The 19667-nt window shown below is 69.6% G+C and carries 20 protein-coding genes and 4 pseudogenes; 11 read left to right on the top strand and 13 right to left on the bottom strand.

Going from position 1 to position 19667, the window contains the following annotated elements; all coding sequences use genetic code 11:
- Positions 1-204 precede the first annotated feature (204 nt).
- Both ABD369_RS36870 and mycP read right to left on the bottom strand, forming a co-directional pair.
- Positions 205-729 carry a YcxB family protein gene (locus tag ABD369_RS36870; protein ID WP_344641014.1) on the bottom strand — a complete coding sequence of 175 codons (525 nt, stop codon included), beginning with the start codon at positions 727-729 and terminating at the stop codon, positions 205-207.
- Positions 730-1077: 348 nt separating this feature from the next.
- Complete coding sequence (mycP, locus tag ABD369_RS36865; RefSeq protein WP_344641013.1) at positions 1078-2514, bottom strand: type VII secretion-associated serine protease mycosin; 1437 nt, start codon at positions 2512-2514, stop codon at positions 1078-1080.
- 588 nt (positions 2515-3102) lie between these two features.
- Between mycP and ABD369_RS36860 the strand changes: the two genes are divergently transcribed.
- From ABD369_RS36860 to ABD369_RS36850, 3 genes are all read left to right on the top strand, one after another.
- Positions 3103-3261, top strand: a complete 159-nt coding sequence (locus ABD369_RS36860) for a hypothetical protein (RefSeq protein WP_344641012.1) — start codon at positions 3103-3105, stop codon at positions 3259-3261.
- A 210-nt stretch (positions 3262-3471) separates the two neighbouring features.
- The gene (locus tag ABD369_RS36855; RefSeq protein WP_344641011.1) at positions 3472-5067 is read left to right on the top strand and encodes an IS1634 family transposase; all 1596 of its coding nucleotides are present in this window, start codon (positions 3472-3474) and stop codon (positions 5065-5067) included.
- Positions 5068-5202: 135 nt separating this feature from the next.
- Positions 5203-5811: a DJ-1/PfpI family protein gene (locus ABD369_RS36850; protein WP_344641010.1), complete on the top strand. Its 609-nt coding sequence runs from the start codon at positions 5203-5205 to the stop codon at positions 5809-5811.
- A gap of 89 nt (positions 5812-5900) precedes the next feature.
- On the opposite strand, the gene ABD369_RS36845 is transcribed toward ABD369_RS36850, so the two are convergent.
- From ABD369_RS36845 to ABD369_RS36835, 3 genes are all read right to left on the bottom strand, one after another.
- Entirely contained in the window at positions 5901-6422 is a 522-nt protein-coding gene (locus ABD369_RS36845) for a hypothetical protein (protein WP_344641009.1), read from the bottom strand.
- Positions 6423-6435: 13 nt separating this feature from the next.
- The gene (locus ABD369_RS36840; RefSeq protein ID WP_344641008.1) at positions 6436-6894 is read right to left on the bottom strand and encodes a S1 RNA-binding domain-containing protein; all 459 of its coding nucleotides are present in this window, start codon (positions 6892-6894) and stop codon (positions 6436-6438) included.
- 171 nt (positions 6895-7065) lie between these two features.
- Positions 7066-7731 carry an SMI1/KNR4 family protein gene (locus ABD369_RS36835; protein WP_344641007.1) on the bottom strand — a complete coding sequence of 222 codons (666 nt, stop codon included), beginning with the start codon at positions 7729-7731 and terminating at the stop codon, positions 7066-7068.
- 398 nt (positions 7732-8129) lie between these two features.
- Here ABD369_RS36835 and ABD369_RS36830 point away from each other — a divergent pair, with 398 nt between their 5' ends.
- From ABD369_RS36830 to ABD369_RS36820, 3 genes and pseudogenes are all read left to right on the top strand, one after another.
- Positions 8130-9368, top strand: a complete 1239-nt coding sequence (locus ABD369_RS36830; RefSeq protein WP_344641006.1) for an alpha/beta hydrolase family protein — start codon at positions 8130-8132, stop codon at positions 9366-9368.
- Positions 9369-9780: 412 nt separating this feature from the next.
- Positions 9781-10450: pseudogene (locus ABD369_RS36825) on the top strand (Tn3 family transposase); the annotation flags it as partial.
- Positions 10451-10599: 149 nt separating this feature from the next.
- Entirely contained in the window at positions 10600-11061 is a 462-nt protein-coding gene (locus ABD369_RS36820; RefSeq protein ID WP_344641005.1) for a MarR family winged helix-turn-helix transcriptional regulator, read from the top strand.
- 7 nt (positions 11062-11068) lie between these two features.
- On the opposite strand, the pseudogene ABD369_RS41365 reads toward ABD369_RS36820, so the two are convergent.
- Positions 11069-11209, bottom strand: a pseudogene (locus ABD369_RS41365) (IS5 family transposase); the annotation flags it as partial.
- 69 nt (positions 11210-11278) lie between these two features.
- Here ABD369_RS41365 and ABD369_RS36815 point away from each other — a divergent pair.
- Both ABD369_RS36815 and ABD369_RS36810 read left to right on the top strand, forming a co-directional pair.
- The gene (locus ABD369_RS36815; RefSeq protein ID WP_344641004.1) at positions 11279-11572 is read left to right on the top strand and encodes a transposase; all 294 of its coding nucleotides are present in this window, start codon (positions 11279-11281) and stop codon (positions 11570-11572) included.
- Positions 11569-11877: an IS3 family transposase gene (locus ABD369_RS36810; protein WP_344641003.1), complete on the top strand. Its 309-nt coding sequence runs from the start codon at positions 11569-11571 to the stop codon at positions 11875-11877. The genes ABD369_RS36815 and ABD369_RS36810 overlap by 4 nt, the downstream gene beginning before the upstream one ends.
- Positions 11878-11958: 81 nt before the next feature.
- On the opposite strand, the gene ABD369_RS36805 is transcribed toward ABD369_RS36810, so the two are convergent.
- The 5 genes and pseudogenes from ABD369_RS36805 to ABD369_RS36785 all read right to left on the bottom strand — a co-directional run bounded on the left by ABD369_RS36805 (position 11959) and on the right by ABD369_RS36785 (position 15259).
- A complete protein-coding gene (locus ABD369_RS36805) occupies positions 11959-12678 on the bottom strand; it encodes a reverse transcriptase domain-containing protein (protein ID WP_344641002.1) in 720 nt (239 codons plus the stop codon).
- Between the two features lie 31 nt (positions 12679-12709).
- The gene (locus ABD369_RS36800) at positions 12710-13330 is read right to left on the bottom strand and encodes a C39 family peptidase (protein ID WP_344641001.1); all 621 of its coding nucleotides are present in this window, start codon (positions 13328-13330) and stop codon (positions 12710-12712) included.
- A pseudogene (locus tag ABD369_RS36795) lies at positions 13323-14318 on the bottom strand (threonine ammonia-lyase). The gene ABD369_RS36800 and the pseudogene ABD369_RS36795 overlap by 8 nt, the downstream one beginning before the upstream one ends.
- Positions 14315-14923 carry a D-alanine--D-alanine ligase family protein gene (locus tag ABD369_RS36790; protein ID WP_344641029.1) on the bottom strand — a complete coding sequence of 203 codons (609 nt, stop codon included), beginning with the start codon at positions 14921-14923 and terminating at the stop codon, positions 14315-14317. Before ABD369_RS36790 ends, ABD369_RS36795 begins: the two are co-directional and overlap by 4 nt.
- A 30-nt stretch (positions 14924-14953) precedes the next feature.
- Positions 14954-15259: a D-alanine--D-alanine ligase family protein gene (locus ABD369_RS36785; protein WP_344641000.1), complete on the bottom strand. Its 306-nt coding sequence runs from the start codon at positions 15257-15259 to the stop codon at positions 14954-14956.
- Between the two features lie 126 nt (positions 15260-15385).
- Here ABD369_RS36785 and ABD369_RS36780 point away from each other — a divergent pair, with 126 nt between their 5' ends.
- Positions 15386-16783, top strand: coding sequence for a UDP-N-acetylmuramoyl-tripeptide--D-alanyl-D-alanine ligase (locus tag ABD369_RS36780; RefSeq protein WP_344640999.1), 1398 nt, complete (start codon positions 15386-15388; stop codon positions 16781-16783).
- Here ABD369_RS36780 and murC read toward each other — a convergent pair whose 3' ends face one another.
- Together murC and ABD369_RS36770 are read right to left on the bottom strand one after the other, a co-directional pair.
- Entirely contained in the window at positions 16784-18214 is a 1431-nt protein-coding gene (murC, locus tag ABD369_RS36775; protein WP_344640998.1) for a UDP-N-acetylmuramate--L-alanine ligase, read from the bottom strand. It lies immediately after the preceding gene.
- 108 nt (positions 18215-18322) lie between these two features.
- Positions 18323-18517, bottom strand: a complete 195-nt coding sequence (locus ABD369_RS36770; protein WP_344640997.1) for a hypothetical protein — start codon at positions 18515-18517, stop codon at positions 18323-18325.
- Between the two features lie 161 nt (positions 18518-18678).
- On the opposite strand from ABD369_RS36770, the gene ABD369_RS36765 reads away from it, so the two are divergent.
- A complete protein-coding gene (locus ABD369_RS36765) occupies positions 18679-19059 on the top strand; it encodes a helix-turn-helix domain-containing protein (RefSeq protein ID WP_344640996.1) in 381 nt (126 codons plus the stop codon).
- Between the two features lie 2 nt (positions 19060-19061).
- Positions 19062-19667: pseudogene (locus tag ABD369_RS36760) on the top strand (hypothetical protein); the annotation flags it as partial.

The raw sequence follows: 19667 nt of genomic DNA, 5'->3' as shown, positions 1-19667 counted from the left end.
CCCCCGCAGCCAGGCGCCGACGGCCTCCGGCGCTGCCTCGGTACGTGTAGGCCGTGATCACCATGACCGGGTGGCGCCGTGCCGCCGCCATCGTCACCGCCCCGACCGCCATCCTCACCCCGGCCGCCCTCGCCCCGGCCCGCAAACGCCGCCACCGCCGCCGAGATTGGTGTACCAGCGGCCTTCGGCAGGTCCACTCGCGGGCTATCGGGCTCCGGCGGGGACTTTGGTGGTCCTGGTCTGTCGGATCTTGAACTTGGCCTTGGTCAGCCGGGAGATCGCCGCCGTGACCTCGGCTGTCTGGGCGTCGGTGAAAGCCGCTTTCAGGACGGTCGCGGATACCGCCGTGCCCTGCCACTTCGCCAGCAACGTCCAGGCCAGGGGGTTTTCCACCACCCGAAGGATCGATTGCCAGGCGATCCTCATCTCCCCGGATTGGGTGCGGATGACCAGTTCCTCGTCGGTCATCGCGACGGACGTCGGGCCGGTTGAGCGCTGGGCGGCCCGGGCTGCGAGCTTCTTGGTGACGATCGTGATGTTCTGGATCTGCAGCAGGCCGCAGATGAGCGCCGCGATCGCGAAGAGAACAAGACCTGCTGCCAAGCAGGCCAGCGACAGCAGGATCCAGGCCGCGGCGATGGCCCAACGGATCGGTGGGGATGGGAAATTCGCCCTCACCGCCGCGGCGAGATCCTCGGGTTCCGCCGTGTAGTCCACTCGAATATTCATGCTCGATCCTCTGTTCGGTGTGGCACATCGTGGTCTGTCCGCACCACATCGCGCAAAGCAATTCAGACGCCCATGCGCCAGCCGTCCAACGTTTGTGCCGATACGTCCGTTTATCCGGGTCAGGCCGTTCGTGGGGATGCCGCTGTCGCGGGTGGGACTGCAAGGCGGTGGTCCCATCGCGGTGAGGTTTCACCAGGCCCTGAACGCCGGGAACCGGAGTTGGTCTCTGGTGACTGCCGGGCCGCTCGATTCGCACACCTGGGGCCCGCCACCGGTGGAAGCCACCGCGGCGCGGGGTCTTCCATGCCTCAGAGGTCGGGAGTCGCGCGGGGCTGCGGTCAGGTGTGTTCAGCTCTGGTACGGGTTCCCGGCGGGAGGGCCCGCCGGAGGCTGCTGCGGCGGGTAGGCCGGGGCGTAGCCCTGTTGCGGCACCGGCGCACCGAACGGCGGCTGCTGCGCTGCGCCCCCGAACGGCGGTTGCGGCGCCGGAGTCATGTAGTCGGCCGGTCCGGCGCCGGCGCCGGGCGCACCGGGCCCGCCGCTGCCGCCGCCGCTCCGGCGGGCGCGGCGTATCACGAGAACGACGACGACCACCACCACGAGGACGGCGATCCCGCCGCCCAGCGCGAGAAGCGGACCTCGGCTGCTGTTCTTGGCGGCGGTGCCGGCGCCGCCGGTGCCGCTACCCGCGGGGGAGGCCGCGGCCGACGGGGAGGCGGAGGGCTCGGAATCGTCGACACCGGCCGGTTTGTGCGACTCGACGCGGTGGAGGAGCGGGTTCTCCTTGGGTCCGTTGTCGACGGTGGGGTTGGGCGCCAGCGCCCCGGCGGCGGAGGCGATGCCGTAGCCGTAACTGTCGTTCGGAACCGTCGACTTGTCGGGCGGCGCGACCGCTGACTTGATCATCCGGTTGATGACCTGCCCGGCCGACAGGTTGGGGAACTTCGACCGGATGAGGGCCGCGATGGCGGAGACGTAGGCGGTGGAGGACGACGTGCCGCTGCCTTTGCCGTAGCTGGAGGACGACGTGGCCGTGGCATCGGTGATATCGACGCCCGGGGCCACCAGGGTGGTCTCGGGTCCCTTGTCGGACATGTTCCATACGTGGCCCTGCCGGTCCACGGCTCCCACCGCGACGACCCCGGGGAAGGCGGCCGGGTACTGCACGGGGTGCCCGGTGTCCCCCTTGTTGCCCGTGGCGGAGACGAGGACGACGTCCTTGTCCACGGCGTACCTGATCGCCTCGCGTGCCGCCGTGTCGTCCCCGGTCTCGCCGCCTATCGACATGCTGATGACCTTCGCGCCGTGGTCCACGGCGAAGCGCACCGCGTCGGCGACGTCGGTGTGCGTGGTCATGTTGTCGAGAGCGTCCTGGTTGCCCTTGCCGTCGCCGAGGTCGACCTTGACCGGGAGGATCTTCGCCTTGGGGGCCAGCCCCATCACACCGGCCTGGCCACCGTGCCCGTGGCCGGCGATCAGGCCGGCCATGCTCGTGCCGTGTCCGACCGTGTCCTTGCGCCCGTCCGACATGCCGCCGGAGAAGTCGGCTCCCGGCAGGACCTGACCGCTCAGGTCCTGATGGTCGGACACCCCGCTGTCGATGACAGCGACGATCACCCCCTCGCCCTGACTGACCGGCCAGACGCGGTCCGCCGCACCGTAGTTCTGCAATGGCCACTGCGAATCACGCACGGCGTCCGCACTGGCGGGTGCCGCGCAGAAACTCCAGAGCAAGGCCCCGGTGGCGAGCACGGTCACGCCGCGCACGGATCGGTTGGTCGTCAAGCCTGTTCCCCCCGCATTTCGAAGCCGGTCGTCCGGCAAGGGGCCCTGCCGGACGACCAGCAAGATCGACTGTCCTACTAGGAGTTGATCATCTCACCATGCGTATGCGACTCCGCGCCGACCGTTCTCCGATCGCATCGACGCACGTCCACCGCAGGATGCGGATCTCCGGACGCGGCGGACGCTGTGAGGTTCGGCTGATATGTCACCGGGCGTTCGGCTTCGTGTGTCACTGCCGTTGAGGTGTATTGATGCTGGTGAGCTCGGGTACGTCGACAGCAGTCGGCAGTGCGATCTCGGCCCAGACCGTTTTGCCGGTGACGGTCTCCGCCACTCCCCACTCCGCAATGGAGCGGGTCGCAGGACACCCTGACCCCCGACGAGCAGGCGCATCTGGACCGCTGGTACCGGCACCTCAAAGACCCCGCCCACCCGCTCTGGCTGCCCAGTGGACTCCTGCGCCGCATCGCCGCGTTCCGGACCGAGGAACTGCGCTGGTTCACTGGTTGGCGGACGGCCGACGGCACGGAGCAGCGGTGGGCGTTCGAGCTCAACTGCCACTGGGGCAACGCGCTGCCGCACGACCTGGTGGTCGGTCTGCTCACCGACGACCGCTTCGGCCTGCCCCTGGTCGTGGAGGAGCGCAGCTGCCGGTGCCCGCACGCGAGCGAGTGGACCCGGTGCCGGGTGGTCCTGCGGTCCCGGCTCGGCGACCAGGTCGAGGTGGAGCTGCGCTTCAACCACTGAGGTGCTCGGTAGTGGCCGCGCCGGGCAGCGTCGACCATCGCCCGGTGGATGGGCTAGCCCCGTACTTCGCAGGTCGTTGATTCGGCTGGTCTGTGGCTGGGTGTAGTGCCCTGGATCGGGTTGGGGCGTTGACTGGGTATGTCGATGACTTCCCAGTCCCCACGGTCGCGGTCCCAGCGTCAGCGCCTTGAGTGCGCGGTGGTGTCCGTGGTGGAGAAGCGTCTGGGCGCTCTGCCTGTCGCTGCCGAGTTTCTGCGCCGGCTTGACGTGGCCGGGATCGTCGATGCCCTGTGCCCGGGAGGTGCGAGTGCCCACCTGACGCATGGACAGGTGATCGAGGTGCTGATCGCGAACCGGCTGACCTCGCCCGCTCCGTTGGTACGGGTCGGGGACTGGGCCCGGACCTGGGCGGTGGAGGAGGTCTTCGGTGTGGAGCCCGGCCTGCTCAACGACGACCGCCTCGCCCGAGCTCTGGACGCGATCGCCCCGCAGTTGGAGCAGATCGCCGGCACAGTCGGCGCCAGGGCGATCGCGGAGTTCGGCATCGACGTGGGCCGGATGCACTGGGACATGACCAGCATGTCCGTCCAGGGCGCCTACCCGGACCAGGACCAGGACTGCGCGTTTCCGCTGATCGGATACGGGCACCCCAAGGATCGGCGGGTGGACCTGAAGCAGATCCAGGCCGGACTCGCGGTCACCGGCGACGGCGGGATCCCGGTCCACGCCCGGGTCCTGGGCGGCGGGACCGCCGAGGTGGGCCAGGTCGTCGGTGCGATGAAGGACCTACAGAAGATCACCGCGCCCAGAAAGTTCCTGCTCGTTGCGGGCTCCAAGCTGGTCTCCTACGCCAACATCGCCGCGTTGTTGGAGGCACGGGTGCCGTTCATCGCCCCGGTTCCGGCCTCGCAGGTCAAGGACGAGGTCTACGCGGCTCTCGACCTGGAGCAGGCTGCGGTCGTCGACTGGGTGCCCGACCGGGAGGCGGGCAAGGACCCGGCCGAGCGGGAGGTCTACCGGGTTTTGGAAGACACTCACACGATGGGCGGGCCCCGCAAGCGCGATCCGGTCCTCAAGCTGCGCCGGATCCTGGTCCACTCCACCGGCAACGCCGCGGGCCAGAAGGCCGCGCGTGACAAACGTCTGACCAGGGCACGCGAGGACCTCGATACGCTAGCTCGGGCCGCCGGCGGGCGCTACTACAGCACGGCCGAGAAGGTGGCGGCCCGCGTCGGCGTGATCGCCGCGAAGCGCCGTGTGACGTCCTGCCTGCGCTGGCACACCGATACCGGCACGAACGGGAAACCGTCTCTGGACTGGAGTTTCGACCAGGACCTCCTGAACGCGGAAGCGGCGGTCGACGGCTGGTACGCGTTGATCACCTGGCTGACCGCCAACCAGGCCGACCCGGCCCAGGTCCTGATCCAGTACAAGGGCCAGGGCACGGTCGAGCGCCGCTACGCGGACTTCAAGGGACCCCTCGCCGTCACTCCCGTCTTCGTCCAGCACAACCACCGCGTCGCGGCCCTGATCCAGGTCATCTGCCTGGCCCTGCTTGTCTTCAGCCTGATCGAGCGGCAGGCCAGACGCGCTCTCGGGCCGCAGCAGACCATGGCCGGCCTGTACCCGGACAACCGCCGGGTGCGACCCACCGGCCGGATGATCCTCTACCATCTCGGCGAACTCACCCTCCGCATCGGTCACATCACCGACCCGCCGACCATCCAGATCACCCGCGGCGTCCAACTCCACCTCCTCGACCTCCTCGACGTCGACATCAGGCAAACCCGCTGGCCACAGACCTGAACCAGCGACGTGCGAGAACATGGAGTCAGTCGATGAGTGACGAAGGCGGGCACGATCCACCCGCCGCTGAATGGATCTCGACCCGGAACGGCATGCCAGGAGAGACTGAGACATCTCGTGCTTGAAGGAGTTGTGATGCAGGTAGCCGTGGTCACCTTCGACGGTTTCAACGAACTCGACAGCTTCATCGCCTCCGCGTTGATCAACCGGTGCCGCAAGGACGGCCTGGAGGCCTTCATTACAACGCCGACGCCGGTGGTCACGTCCATGAACGGCGTCGAGGTGACCGGGCAGCGCCCGATGGAGTTCGTGACCGAGGCCGACGTCGTCCTGATCGGCAGCGGAGTGAAAACACAAGACGTGGTCGCCGACGACCAGCTGATCTCCACGCTGCAGCTCGACCCCTCGCGACAGCTGATCGGCTCGCAGTGCTCGGGCGCGCTGGTGCTCGCCCGGCTCGGGTTCCTGAAGGGCATGCCCGCTTGCACGGATATCAAGAGCCGCCCTTTCGTCGAAGCCTGCGGCGTCACCGTGCTGGACGCACCGTTCCACGCCGAGGGGAACATCGCCACGGCGGGCGGCTGCCTGGCATCCCAGTACCTCGCCACCTGGGTCATCACCCGAGTGCTCGGGGAAGACGCCGCGCGCGACGTCATCGGCTACGTCGCCCCGGTCGGTGAAAACCAAGAGACTGTCGAACGCGCCATCCGCGCCGTCCACTCGGGCGAGGCCGCACTGAGCTGAGCTGACGCTGCGATCAGTCGGCGGCGGTCAGGCACTGGGCAGCATCCGCCCGAACTGAATCAGCGACCTGCGAAGTACGGGGCTAGATCTCAAGGCAGGTGCGCGCGCACCGAAGCCCACGCGGCGAGTTGATCTTTAATCGGTCCGGGCCGCAGGCTTGGCATCAACCGGTCGATGTGGCCGGTGAGGTTCTTGTGACGGCGCAGAACACCGATCTGCTCGATCGGGAGCTCTCGCCAGTTCGCGGCGGTCGCCTCTGCCTGGCCCGGTTGGAGCGAGAGCGCCGCGATGGTGTCTTCGGCCAGGGCGTCAGGGTTCCAGTCGGGATCGGCGTCCGGGCCGATATGTTCGATGACCCAAGTACGAAGGCGGAACTCCTGGCAGCGCATGCGGGTCTGCGACCATGGTTCGTCGCCGTGGAACTGCTTGTTCGCCGCCAGGGAGAGCTTGGCCCAGCGCAGACGGACCTCGCGCGGCTCCAAAGATCGGTTGACGTGGGACTGCGCAACCACGCGGATCCGCTCCAGTTCCTGCCCGCGTGGAAGCCCGGCCATGTGAGCCTCGACGTCCTCAACGCTCCAGGAGCTGAGGTTGGTGATCGACTTCTGCATCTGGTCGCCCTGGTCAACGTCCACACGTCGCGGACAGGAGGATGCGACGTCGTTCGAGATCAACTCCGAGGATGGTGACCGGCAACTCCTGCCCTTCCACGACGGTCTCGCCTGGAAGGTCCTCCGGACGGACGAGCCCTTCGACGCAGTCGGCGATGCGGACGAAGGCTCCGATCGGCGCGAGCTTGGTGACGCGTCCGGTGACGACCTGACCGGCACGGTTGGCAAACCGGGGCAGGAGATCCTCATGCTGGGCCCACTCGGTGAGCGTGATCCCCACCTGGTGGTTGTGCTCGGCGTGCCAGATGACTTCGCCGGAGACGCGCCGGCCCACGGTGGGCAAGTCCAGGCAACTGGGCATGGCCGTGACCTTGGCGAGGCCGACAGCGTCGGGACTGCCGTCGATGGCGAGGAAGACACCGAAGGGCTGTCGGCCGATGACCTCGCCCGTGACGTGGGTGCCGATGGGCACGCTTCGGACGGTCTCGGGCCAGGCCGCTCGTGCCATGGCCGCTCGGTCTTGGTAGTTCTCCCAGGGCCAGGAGTACTCGCTCATGTGGTGATCATGGCACGCCTGGGCCGCGCCTGGGGCGGGTTCGTCCACTGACGGTCAGCGGGCTACTCTGACATCTCCCGCAGAGCGTCACTTCCTGACCCAGGGCATCTCCGTCGACCTGGGCTCGGTGGGAAAGCCCTCGATGCCCCACTCGAGGCCCCAGTTCCTGCCCGCCCAGTCTTCGCCGGGTGACCAGAGAGGGCGGGGCAGCTGAGGCCCCCACACGTCAGGGTCGGCGAGTACCAGCAACTCGGCCTCTGCGGTGTAACCGCCGGTCAGCACGGTTAGCAGGAATTCCGCGAAGCCACCGTCGAAGTGGTCGAGTCGGTCGTCGTAGAACACCGTCACCGGCCACTGCTCAGGGTCCGGACCGGTAGTCTGCCAGCAGCACTGGTTGTGGTTGCTGTTCGAGCCCCAGGGCAGCAAGCCGCCGGGGTCCGGGAACACCGGGGTGGGGTCCTGCTGATCCCACCACTGCTCCTCGCCTTCGACCTGATCGCGGAGGTTGATGTCGGCCTCGAAGCGCCATCCCGCCATCCCGCCCGGCACGTCGAGGAAGCGCGAGTTCCTCTTCGGTGTGAACACACCCCACTCGCCGTTCAGGTTCACCCCGCCATACAGGTCGATGAACGCGCGGTAGTCCGATGGTAGTTGGACGCCCAGATCGGCGGGCGCCAGCTCCCACGGAACCTGTGCCGGGATGTACACCGGCTCTCCCATGAGCGCTCGCAGCCGGCTCCATGCCTCGGTCATCGCCCACCCTCTTGCCAGCCGTCGGTCTGTTGGATGCTGCACTCTAGGCGACGGCTCTGACACGACGTCGCCCCGGTGGGCCTGATCAGGCCGGCACCTGAGGATCGGGGGAACCTCAGACTGGCCGTCACCCGCGAAGGCATCCCGGTGCGGATCTGGACCTGGCCCGGCAACACCAACGACCAGACGGTCATCACCCAGGTCAGGGCCGACCTGCGGGCCTGGCGGCTGGGGCGGGTGGTGATACTGGTTCTCCCCCGGGCGTACCGGGGGTTCTCCCCACCCGCGGTACGCCCGGCAGCTCCATCGTTCCCGGGCCGCCGCGCTGGAAGTGTTGGGGGCACCGGGAAGCTCCCGGGAGCGCAACCGAACGAGGGAAGACTTCGATGACCAACCCGATGCCGAAGCATCAGTCGCACCGCCGCACCGCCCTGCGGCTGTCCGCAGCCGCCGCCGTCCTCTGCCTGACGGCCGGGGCCGGCAGCGCCACCGCAACGGCGGCGGACCTTGGCGCCGGCCGGGCACACCGCGGCACCGTGGTCTCGGTCACCCCGCTCGCCTTACTGGACGCCCAGCAGGCCACCACCAGTGTCCGGGACGCCGGCTTCGTCACCCCGGCCGAACAGGGCGGGGTCGAGCTGGAGCGGGTGGTCTATCGGACCGTCACCCCCGAGGGGTGGCCCACCACCGCGAGCGGGCTGGTGGCGCTCCCGCACGATCCGGGGCCGCGCGCACTGACCACCGTCGAGTACGCGCACGGCACCATGGCCTACCGAGGTGAGGCCCCGTCAGTGGCGGACGGGCCCAACCGCGCGGCGGCGGTGATGTTCGCCGGGGACGGCTTCGCCGCGGTGGCGCCGGACTACCTGGGGCTGGGCGTCGGGCCCGGCACCCACCCGTACCTGGACGCGCCCTCGGAGACCACGGCCTCGACCGACCTGCTGGTCGCCGCCCGGGAGGTCGAGGCCCGGCACGGCATGCGCGCCGACGGCCGGGTGCTGGTGACCGGCTTCTCCGAGGGCGGGGCGGCCGCGATGAGCATCGGGCGGGCGTTGCAGCATGGGCAGGTTCCCGGGTACCGGCTGACCGCACTGGCCCCGGTGAGCGGACCGTACGACCTGATGGGCAGCGAACTGCCGGCCGCCCTCGGCGGCCAACTGCTCGGCACGGAAGCCGCGTTCTACGCCGCCGACCTGGTGGTCGCGTGGAACCGGCTGCACCCGCTCTACGGCTCACCCGCCGAGGCCTTCCAGGCGCCCTACGACCGCACCGTGACCGACCTGTTCGACGGCGAGCACACCGACGAGCAGGTGGCCGCCGCCCTCCCGGACAGCCTGCAGCAGCTCTTCACCCCCGCCTTCCTGCAGCAACTCCAACACCCGACCGGCAAGTTCGCGCAGATGTTCCGGGTGGCGGACAGCGTCTGCCAGTGGGCGCCGCAGGTGCCGGTCCAGCTCTACGACGCAGACGGCGACCGGGACGTGGCACCCACCAACACCCTCGGCTGCAAGGCGCAGTTGGCGGGTGCCGGGGTCGACGCGCCGGTGGTGGACGCGGGCGCCGCCGACCACAACGGCTCGGCGCTGGCCTCCTACCCCCTCATCCGCACCTGGTTCGACACTCTCGCCGGACGCTGAGGTCCGGCTCTCGCCACGCAGCCTGACGCACCATCAGGGTGCCGCCCGGCAGGTCGAAAAACGCAACCGCGGTGGCCGGGTGCGCCGGATCGCGATGGCAACCTACCCGAGCTCTTCGAGGCGCTCGGGGAGGTTCGGGACTCGGAGATCCGGCGGCCAACTGTATCCGGTGCCCGCGGGCTGGGACTTCGTCGCGCTCAGCTGGAGCAAGGCGTCATCCGTCGTTTCAGCGTTTCGCCATGAGTCGGTCGGAGAGGGCGGCGAGGAGGCGTGCAAGTACTCCGCCTTCTCGCTTGCAAGCCGCCTACGACCACGCGGCCGATCCCGCCAGCCCGGGCACCGCCCGCGACCTCCACCACCTCGCCGCGGTGCTCGGCGTCTCGGACCAGCAGCGACGGCTTCCGCCTGGGCCCGCTTCCGGGCCTTCCTGCACAGCCGGGCGTGGACGGCGCACGCGGAGGGGCCGAAGGCCCTGTTCGATCACGCGATGGGCTGGCTGCGCCGCAACCGGGGGCTCTTGCCGGGGTGAGCGCGCTGGCGCGGCAGGTCGCCGAGGTCCGCACCGTCGCGGACAAGCGGCTGCACACCACGGTCACCAGGGCGCCCCGGCGGGCGGACCCGGCACTGCCCGGCGTCCTGGTCGCCACGCTGAAGACGCCGGAGGGCAAACGGTACTCGGAGCTGGAGCGGATGCGCCGGCCGCCGACGCGGACACCGGCACCGCCATGAAGGCCGCGTTGCAGCGGGTCGAGGACATCGTCGCCTTCCAGCTGGGACGGGTACGGCTGGAGCAGATGCCGCCGAACCGGCTGTCCGCGCTGGCCCGGTACGGGCTGGGCACCAAGGCGCCCAAGCTGGAGCGGACTCCAGAGCCCAAGCGCACGGCGATGCTCACCGCAGTGATGCGCCACCTGGAGGCGAAGGCGATCGATGACGCGCTGGACCTGTTCGAGATCCTGATGACAACGCGGTTGACCAGCACCGCGAGGCGGTCCACGGACAAGCAGCGCCTGTCCACGCTGCCGCAGTTGGAGAAGGCGGCTCGGATCGCGGCCAGGGTCTCGAAGGTGGTCATCGAGGAGGGTCTGTTGCCAAAGTGCTGGTCACGGCCGCTTTTGAGGACTGCGACCAGCATGGTTGCCACTTTGGCCCACGGCAAGTTCCTTGTATCTCGTGGCGGCAGCGCCACGACCTTGACCTCAACCGCACTTGAGGTTCTAGCCTAGCGATCATGACGACCGTAAGCACCCCGCAGAACGGCACCGCCACGCTCGACCAGCGGCGCATCGCCCTGGTCGCCTGGGGCGCCACCGAGGCGATCCTGCGGCACTCGCAAGCCGCCCTGGCACGCATCGACGTGACCCAGCCCCAGTGGTGGGCGCTCAACAACATCGTCCGCGCCGAGCACGGCCTCACCAGGGAGGAGATTCGCGCCGTGGCCGTGCCCTACGGCATGGGCACCCAGGTGATGGTCCACGCCGTCGACGCCCTCGTACACCGGGGCTGGCTCGGCATCGGCGCGGACGGCCGGCTGACCCTCACGGAGCAGGGCCGCGAGGGCCTGGCAACGGCGAAGGAACACATGGACCGGGTGCGTGTGGAGCTCCTCGGCGACATCACGGAGGAGGAATACGCGACTGCAGTCTCCGTGCTCCAGCGTGTCACCGACAACCTCGCCCAGAGGCTGTTGTGAAGGCTGGTCACAGCCATTCATTGATGGCCGCGACCAGCACGGTCGCCTCGTAGCGAACGACAAGCTTGTCGTATCTCGTTGCCACCGCACGGTGGCGCTTGAGTCGATTGATCCCACATTCAACCGCATGGCGCTCTTTGTAGTCGGCCTTGAGCTTTGCCCCGTGACGTGGACACCCTGACACTTGGATCTTGTCGATCCAGGAAGGGAAGTCCAGGTGGGACGTCCGTCGAAGTACTCGGACGAGTTCCGTTGTGATGCCGTCGCGCTGTACCGGGCCTCGGAGGGCCGGCGCACGTTCGCGGCCGTCGCGAAGGAGATCGGGGTCAACCACGAGATCCTGCGGAACTGGGTACGAGCCGCCGATGCCGGGCCGTCGTCGACCGGGCAAGCACTGAGCGCCGATGAGCGGGCCGAGCTCGCCCGGCTGCGCAAGGCCGAACGCGAGTGGCAGGTCGAGAAGGAGATCCTGCGCCGGGCAGCGGCCTATTTCGCACGGGAGATGAAGTGAGGGCCCGCCGCTGGGACTTCATCTCCGCCCATGCCGCCGAGTTCGGCATCCAGCGGCTGTGCGAGGTCCTGGGCGTCGCCCGTTCCGGCTACTACGCCTGGCAGGCCGGGGCACGTGCCCGGACCGAGCGGGCAGCGGCCGAGGCGGCCCTCGTCCACGAGATCCGCCAGGTCCACCGGGAGACCCGGGGCGCCTACGGGGTTCCGAGGGTGCACGCGGAACTGCGAGCCCAGGGCCGGGTGGTCAACCGCAAACGGATAGCCCGCCTGATGTGCGAACACGGCATTATCGGCCGTGCCGAGTAGCCGGGGGGAATCTCACCCCCCCGGCCCTCACAGAACCGTGCGTAACAGTCTCCCGTTACACGGCTCGTGCCGCTCTGATCATCAGACCAACACCGCACACGCAGTTGGCGTGAGCCGCCAGTGCGCGAACATGCGGGGGTAGCGCCGGGCGATCTCCTGGAGCTTCGCCAGCGCCTTCCGCTTACCCGCGAGCCGTCCGTACTTCTTCCGGATCCACCGCACGAGGCAGGCGTTGATGCGCGTCAGGAAGGCGAGCATCTCCCACGGCCGGAACCGGCCGTAGTAGTTGATCCAGCCGGCCGCCTTGGGGTTCACCCTCCGCGCCAGCTCGTTGAAGGTCAGATCGGTGCGAAGGTGCAGATGCCAGCTCCGCACCTCGCGGCTGATCTTGTTCAGGGCGTCCCTGCTGATCGCCGGGTCGAAGCCGAGGAACAGGTTCCCATGTCGGCTCCGGCCCCTTCTGGCTCGGAACGTGTACCCAAGGAACGTGAACGCCGTGTGCTCGTACGAGCCCCGGCGCAGTTGGTCCTTGCAGTAGACGATCCGGGTCTTGTCCGGGTGGAGTTCCAGCCCGACCCCGACCATCCGCTCCCGCAGCGCTGCCAGGACCATGCGGGCCTGGCTCTCGGAGACGCAGTGCAGCACCGCGTCGTCCGCGTAGCGCTCGAACTGGACGCCCGGGAAGTTCCGGGCCATCCAAGTGTCGAACGCGTAGTGCAGGAACAGATTCGCCAGCACGGGAGAGACCGGGGCGCCTTGAGGCGTCCCGCGCTCCCGCTTCATCAGGGAGCCGTCGGGCATGACGAGCGGGGCGGCGAGCCACGGAGGGCGTTCAGAGTTGCAGTGCGATGCCCCGGTGGGCGGCGAAGTTGTCGAACAGGTCAAGCGGCAGGGTTGCGTCCACGGTGTCTGCGGTGTGGCCGGAGGGGTTGCGGAAGGTCACTTCGCCCTCCTGATGGCTGGTGACGAGGACGAGGTGTCCGCCGCGTCCGGGCGCCGCCCGGTCGGGCCGTCGAATCTCCTTGTGGACGGAGGCCATTACGAGGTGGCCCTTGTCGAGCTCGCTGACCAGTCGGGCCGGGTCCAGGGTGGTAATAATCTCCGACTTGAGTCCGTGGCTGGCGGCGGCGTACTCGGTGAACGGCCGGTAGTAGAGGCCGCCGACGCTGCCGTCCTCCTGCTGGACGTAGCCGCCGTAGGAGAGGCATCCGGCCAGGAGGTCGAACAGGGTGGGTGCGTGGCCGTCGCGGGCGAACAGGGCCATCCTTAGGCAAGCCATGCCGCACAGCCGGGTGGACCAGTAGCCGTAGGCAGCCTTGTTCGGGGCGCCGCTGGCCATCCAGTTGTCGTCGTCGCCGGGCGGGTGGCCCTCGTATGCGATGGCATTGATCAAGTCCGGTGTGGCGTACTGGGTGATCAGCGGGATCGGGTGGCGGTTGGGCTGGTCAGGCAAGGGCTGGTTCCTTCCTGGGCGGCGGGGTGGCCACGAGGCGGTGGAAGGCGTCCAGGTCCACCGAACCCCCGGAGATGATCACGCCGACGGGTCCGGGCGGCAGGTCGAGACCGTCCATGGCCGCGAGCGCGACCGCCCCGGAGGGCTCGGCCACGACCTTCAGGTGCTTGAACGCCCAGCCCATAGCCTGCACGATCTGAGCGTCCGTCACGGTCACCACGCCATCCAGTAGCACACGGTTGATCTCCCATGGCAGCGGTGCGGGGCTGGTGTGCCGCAGGCCGTCCGCGATGGTGTCGGGGACGGCGGCCAGCTCGGCGAGCTGGCCGGCCTGCAGGGAGGCTGCGGTGTCGGCTGCGGCCTGCGGCTCCACGCCGATGACCTTGATGTTCGGGTTGATGTGCTTGGCCGCGACGGCGGTGCCGGCCGCCAGCCCTCCTCCGCCGACCGGCACGAGGATCGCGGTCAGCACGGGGGCCTGCCAGAGCAGTTCCAGCGCGACGGTGCCGGCTCCCGCCATGACCGCGTGGGCACTGGAGGACGGCACGACGGTATAGCCGTGGTCGACGGATAGGCGATCGGTGAGGGCGTCGCGATCGTCGCGCTGACGGTGGTAGGCGACGATGTCGGCCCCGAGGGCGCGGGCGCCGTCCACCTAGGCCTTGGGGGCGTCGTGCGGAACGACCACGGTGACCGGCACTCCGAGCAGGCGGCCGGCCAGGGCGAGAGCCTGGGCATGGTTGCCGGAGGACGCGCCGATCACTCCCCGCCGCCGCTCGCGCGGGCTGAGGGCCGCGACGGCGTTGTAGGCGCCGCGGAACTTGAACGAGCCGGTCCGCTGCAGGGCCTCGGCCTTGCTGACCACGCTCCGTCCGGCGATGTCGTCCAGTGTCGGGTGTGAGAGCGCGGGGGTGGAGGCGGCGACTCCGCGCAGTCGGCGCTGGGCGTCGTAGACGTCGGCCGCTGCCAGCGGCAGGGCGGCGCTCACGGCCGGTACCCGTCGGTGTGTGCGGTGGCGAGCATGGCCTGGATGAGGGCGTCGTAGCTGATCCCGGCTGCGGCGGCCATCGTGGCGAGGTTCCCGTGCGGGGAGAGGCCGGGCAGGGTGTTGACCTCCAGCCAGTGGACGTCGCCGGCCGGGGTGACGAGGAAGTCCGAGCGCGAGTAGCCCGAGCAGTGCAGGACCTGGTGGGCCCGGACGGCCGCGCGGGAGATGGTGGCGAGGACGGCGTCCGGGAACTGGGCGGGGCAGCGGTAGCGGTGGCCGGCCGGGTTGCGCTTGGCCTTGTAGTCGTAGAAGTCGGCGCTGGTGGGGACGGTCTCCAGCGGCGGGAGCGTCATCAGCGCGCCGTCCTTCTCCAGCACGCCGCAGGTGACTGCGGTGCCCTCCTTGAAGGGCTCGATGAACCACTCGCCGCCGCGGGTGTCGTGGGTGAGCGTGGTGGTGAGCGAGTTCAGGTCCCGGAAGACCCGCATGCCGATCGACCCGCCCTCCGAGGTGGGCTTCAGGATGACTGGCAGGCCCAGCTCCTCTACACAGGCCCGCGCGGCCTCGCCCGGATCCTCGTGGCCCTGCAGCGGGATGTGCGGCAGGACGGTGACGCCACCGGCGAGGATCAGGGTCTACGAGGTGGGCTTGTGCATCGCCATCGCGCTGGCCAGTACCCCGGAGCCGGTGTAGGGGACGCCGAGGGTGTCCAGGAGGCCTTGGAGCTTGCCGTCCTCGGCCCACTGGCCGGCGATGGCGAGGAACGCGACGTCCGTCTCGCGGGCGCGGTCGGTGAAGTCCTTGTCGGTGGGGTCGAGGACGACGTGCGGCAGGCTCTGGCGGACCAGCGACTCGCGGACGGCCTCGCCGGAGATCAGCGAGCGGTCGCGCTCACCGGACCGGCCACCGGTGACGAGGGCGATACGACGTGCATCAGACATGCTCATCTTCCTTATGTCACGGTCTGGTTCGGAATGCGTGGGACTTCGGGCGAGGGTCTGGGGAGCCGCTAGCGTCGGTGGGAGGCCGTCCCGAGGCGGGGCGGGTGTCGATGGATCGGAGCCACCGTGGTCCCCATGACCTTGCAAGAGATCGCCGAGGCCGTCGGGGGTGCTCTGCACGACGCCCCGGACGCGGACGTGGTGGTGGACCGGCCCGGGGTCATCGACTCGCGGCTGGTGGAGCCCGGCGCGTTGTTCATCGCCTTGCCCGGCGAGCGCACCGACGGGCATCGCTTCGCCGAGGCCGCCGCCCGGGCCGGGGCGGCGGCAGTGCTGGCCGCCCGGCCGGTCGGGGTGCCGGCGATCGTGGTGCCGGATGTGCAGGACGCGATGGGCGACCTGGCCCGCGCGGTACTGGGCCGTCTCAAGTCGCCGACGGTCATCGCCCTGACCGGCTCGGCCGGGAAGACCAGCACCAAGGACCTGCTGGCCCAGGTTCTGGAGACCATGGACACCACAGTCGCCACCCCGCTCTCGTTCAACGGCGAGATCGGATTGCCGCTGACCGTGATGCGGGCGGACGAGAACACCCGCCTGTTGGTGCTGGAGATGGGTTCGCGCGGCATGGGGCACATCGCGTACCTGACGGGGATCGTTCCGCCGAAGGTCGGCCTGGTGCTGAACGTCGGGACCGCGCACGTCGGCGAGTTCGGCGGCGGGAAGGACTCGATCGCCGCCGCGAAGGGCGAGCTCGTCGAGGCCCTGCCCGCCGACGGCCTGGCGGTGCTGAACGCGGATGACCCGTACGTCATGTCAATGGCACCGCGCACGAGTGCACCGGTCCTGACGTTCGGCTTGGAGGCCGGGGATGTCCGGGCCGTCGACGTCGAGCTGGACGCCGCGGGCCGGCCCTCGTTCACCCTGACCCACCAGGGTGAGAAGGCCCGCGTGGCGCTGGGGCTGCACGGCGCCCACCACGTCGCCAACGCGAGCGCCGCCGCTGCGGTCGCGATCGGCCTCGGCGCGAGCGTGCAGAAGGTGGCCAAGGCGCTGAGCAGTGCCCGGCAGCTGACGCCGGGTCGGATGGACGTCACCGAGCGCCCGGACGGGGTGACGGTGATCAATGATGCCTTCAACGCGAACCCCGATTCGATGGCCGTCGCCCTGGCCGCGCTGGTCGCGATGGCGGCCGATGGGCGGAGGGCGGTTGCGGTCCTGGGCGAGATGCGGGAGCTGGGCGAGGAGTCCGAGGCCCACCACGCGGAGCTGGGCCGCCTTGTTTCTCAGAGCGGTGTCACGGACCTGATCGCGGTCGGCGGGGCGGAGGCCGCCCTGGTGCACGCGGGTGCTGTCGAGGGCGGCGCGACGTCCACGCTGGTACCGAACCGGGACGCCGCCCTCGATCTGCTGCTGACCTACCTCAAGCCCGGAGATGTGGTGCTGATCAAGGGCTCCCACAGCGTCGGGCTGGAGGACACCGCGATGCGGCTGACCAAGCTCGACGCCGTGGGCATCGTGGGCTGACTACGGGGCCGGTGCGGGTGCCGGGGCCTCGGCCAGCCGCAGCAGGACCGCCCTACCGACGCGGTCGGCCGTCCCGGCGCCCATCGTCACCACGAGGTCGCCGGGCCCGGCCGGCTCAGCGACCAGGTCCTCAACCTCCTGGCCGCCCGTGGTGGCGTGGGCTCGGCCGCCCATCTCGGCCACCGTGGCGGCGATCGGCTCGGTGCCAACTCCGGTCAGCGGGGACTCGACCGTTGAGTGCACGTTGAGGATGACGACCTCGTCCGCCGCCGCGAGCCGACGGCCCATCTCCTCGCCGAGGGCGGCGGTGCGGGTCCAGCCGGTCGGCTCGAACACGGCGATCACCCGGCCCTCGGTGAGCATGCGGGCGGTGGCCAGGTCGGCGGTGATCTCGCTCGGGTGGTGGGCGTAGGAGTCCAGCACCGTCACCCCAGCGTGGCTGCCGGTGGTGGTGAGCCTGCGCTGGATGCCCTGGAAGGCGTTGATGCCTTCCACCAGGTCGGCGGGCTCGGCTCCGAGCGCCCGGCCGGCGGCGAACGCGGCGGCGGCGTTCATGGCGTTGTGGCGGCCCGGGACGGCCAGGGTGAAGTGGTGCCACGACCCGTCGGTGTCCTGCACGGTGACGTGGCTGGCCGCCCCGTCCCACAGGACGCGCATCACGCGCACGTCCGCGTTCCTGCTCTCGCCTACGGTCACGACACGCGGGCCGGGGGCGAGCTGGAGGCGCTCGGTCAGCAGGCGGGCGCCGTGGTCGTCGGCGGAGACGACCAGGACACCGCTGTTGCGGGCCAGACGCTCGAAGGTGTCGAGGGCGTCGTCCAGGTCGACGTACTGCTCAGGGTGGTCGTCGTCGACATTCAGGACGACGGCAACCTGCGGGTGGTAGCGGCCCACAGTGCGGTCGCTCTCGTCCGCCTCGGCGACCAAGAGACCGCCCCTGCCGTGGTGGGCGTTGGGACGGCCAACGGGGGTGCCGCCGATGACGTGGGACGGGTCCATGTGGGCGAGGGCGGCGCTGAGGATGCCGGTGGTCATGGTCTTGCCGTGGGTTCCGGCGACAGCGACGGACTGCTCGGCGGTGGCGATCAGGTGAGCGAGGACGTCGGCGCGGTGCACGATCGGGATGCCGGTGCGGCGGGCGGCGGTCAGCTCCGGGTTGGAGACCGTGACGGCGCTGGACCACACGAGGACGGTGGTGTCCGCGGGCAGGTTGCTGGCGGTGTGGCCGACAGCGACGCGGGCCCCGGCGTCCTCCAACGCCCGCAGGGCAGCGGTGTCGCTGGTGTCCGAGCCGGAGACGCGGCTGCCACTGGCCAGCAGCAGCTGGGCCACCGCCGACATGCCGGAACCGCCAATGCCCACGAAGTGCGGGCGGGAGAGGTCGATGGGCCCGTCGTGGGCGGGGATGGTCACGTTCCTGGTCTCACACATGCTGTGCGCTCCAATCGAGTCCGGCCCCGGTCAGGGGCCTTCCTGTGCGATGGGTGGTGCCAGTGACGCGCCCGCCGACCGGTGGCCGTCGGGCGCCTGGGGGCAGCGCTATGCGGGCAGCTCGCGGTCTAGCACGGAGTTGGCGGCTCGGTCGGCGCCAAGGTGATCCGCGTTGAACTGGTTGTGCGAAGTGACGCCGAGGAGAACGATCACCACCGCGTGGCCGACCGCCCACACCGTGCCGAGGACTGCTCCGACGGGGTCGTAGTGCTTGCCCCGGTGACGGTTCTGGGACTCGTGCACAGCGAACTCCTCGCGACAGGGCGGCAAATGGAGAGTTCTTGCAGCTCGGACGCTTGGGGTTCACGGCCGACGGGGTAATGACAGCCGCAGAAAGGACTGTGACGGAATGGTGAGCTAAGGTCACTCACGGTTCATTCATCACTCACCTGGGGGCGGAGCGGATGGAGACGCAGGCCGACGACGAGGTGGTCGACCCGACGGCGGAGGCGTTCGCCGCCGAGGTCGCCCACTGGCGGGAGGTGCGCGGCATGTCCAAGCGTGGGCTGGCCGGGAAAATGGGCTTCGACCCCTCGTACGTAAGCCACATGGAGTCCGGCCGTCACAAGCCGACGGAGGACTTCGCCCGCCGGGCCGACGAGGCGCTGAACGCGGGCAAGGCCATCTGGCGGCGCTGGACCGAGTACGAGGGCCGTGCCCGAAGCCGCCCGCAGGCGGGGCCACCGGCACAGCGCCAGCCCGAGCAGCCATACGCCTCCGGCTCCGCGATCTTGGTCGGGCACGACGACGCCGCCCTCGATTCGATGGCGTCACCTACCGGCTGACGATGCGCCGACGACCGAGGAACACCGGAACCGAGCCCATCACCCGCTACCTGATCCGCATCGCCGTCGACCGCTACCCGGGCGAGCCCGAGCGGCCCAACGCGCACTACCGCGAACACCCTCTGACCTGGGACGAGTTGACGCTCACCGCCTCATGCCAGGGCGAGGAGATGCGGTGGCAGGCCAAGCACGACCGCGACGCCTTCAAAGAGGTCTGGCTCCTGTTCGAAAGCCGCGTGGTCCACAGTGAAATCCGCCATCGGCATCCCCCCGGATGTTCGTACTCTTCCCCAACCCCTGAACAGACGTCAGGATCATGCCCGCGGTTCCCGATGGTCCACGCCCCGGTGGCAACACCCCAGGTCCAAGGGCATGGCGCGCCCGCGCAGCCGGGCGTCAAGGTGTTCGACGGCCGCGAACAAGTCGGCGACGTTAGGCTGGTGGCTGTCGTGCCTGTGGTGGAGGGGGAGCTTGGTGGCCAATGCGGGGCTGACGCATCAACTTCGGTTGCTGTATGCGCAGATGGGGGATCCGTGGTTGTTGGTCGGGGAGTTCCGCTCGAGTGTGGTTCTGGTGCCGAGGACTTCGGCGGGTCTGGTGTGGACCGG

The sequence above is a fragment of the Kitasatospora cystarginea genome (assembly GCF_039533515.1).
Taxonomy (GTDB): Bacteria; Actinomycetota; Actinomycetes; order Streptomycetales; family Streptomycetaceae; genus Kitasatospora; species Kitasatospora cystarginea.
Note: the sequence above shows the minus strand (reverse complement) of the source record. Positions and strands in the feature narration are given on the sequence as shown.

Bases quoted from the DNA above. Each gene is read 5' to 3' on its own strand.
- ABD369_RS36850 (WP_344641010.1), top strand. From the start codon at position 5,203: ATGCAGGTAGCCGTGGTCACCTTCGACGGTTTCAACGAACTCGACAGC.
- ABD369_RS36845 (WP_344641009.1), bottom strand. From the start codon at position 6,422: ATGCAGAAGTCGATCACCAACCTCAGCTCCTGGAGCGTTGAGGACGTC.
- ABD369_RS36830 (WP_344641006.1), top strand. From the start codon at position 8,130: ATGCCGAAGCATCAGTCGCACCGCCGCACCGCCCTGCGGCTGTCCGCA.
- ABD369_RS36765 (WP_344640996.1), top strand. From the start codon at position 18,679: ATGGAGACGCAGGCCGACGACGAGGTGGTCGACCCGACGGCGGAGGCG.
- ABD369_RS36870 (WP_344641014.1), bottom strand. From the start codon at position 729: ATGAATATTCGAGTGGACTACACGGCGGAACCCGAGGATCTCGCCGCG.
- ABD369_RS36820 (WP_344641005.1), top strand. From the start codon at position 10,600: ATGACGACCGTAAGCACCCCGCAGAACGGCACCGCCACGCTCGACCAG.
- ABD369_RS36785 (WP_344641000.1), bottom strand. From the start codon at position 15,259: ATGTCTGATGCACGTCGTATCGCCCTCGTCACCGGTGGCCGGTCCGGT.
- ABD369_RS36805 (WP_344641002.1), bottom strand. From the start codon at position 12,678: ATGCCCGACGGCTCCCTGATGAAGCGGGAGCGCGGGACGCCTCAAGGC.
- murC (WP_344640998.1), bottom strand. From the start codon at position 18,214: ATGTGTGAGACCAGGAACGTGACCATCCCCGCCCACGACGGGCCCATC.
- ABD369_RS36835 (WP_344641007.1), bottom strand. From the start codon at position 7,731: ATGACCGAGGCATGGAGCCGGCTGCGAGCGCTCATGGGAGAGCCGGTG.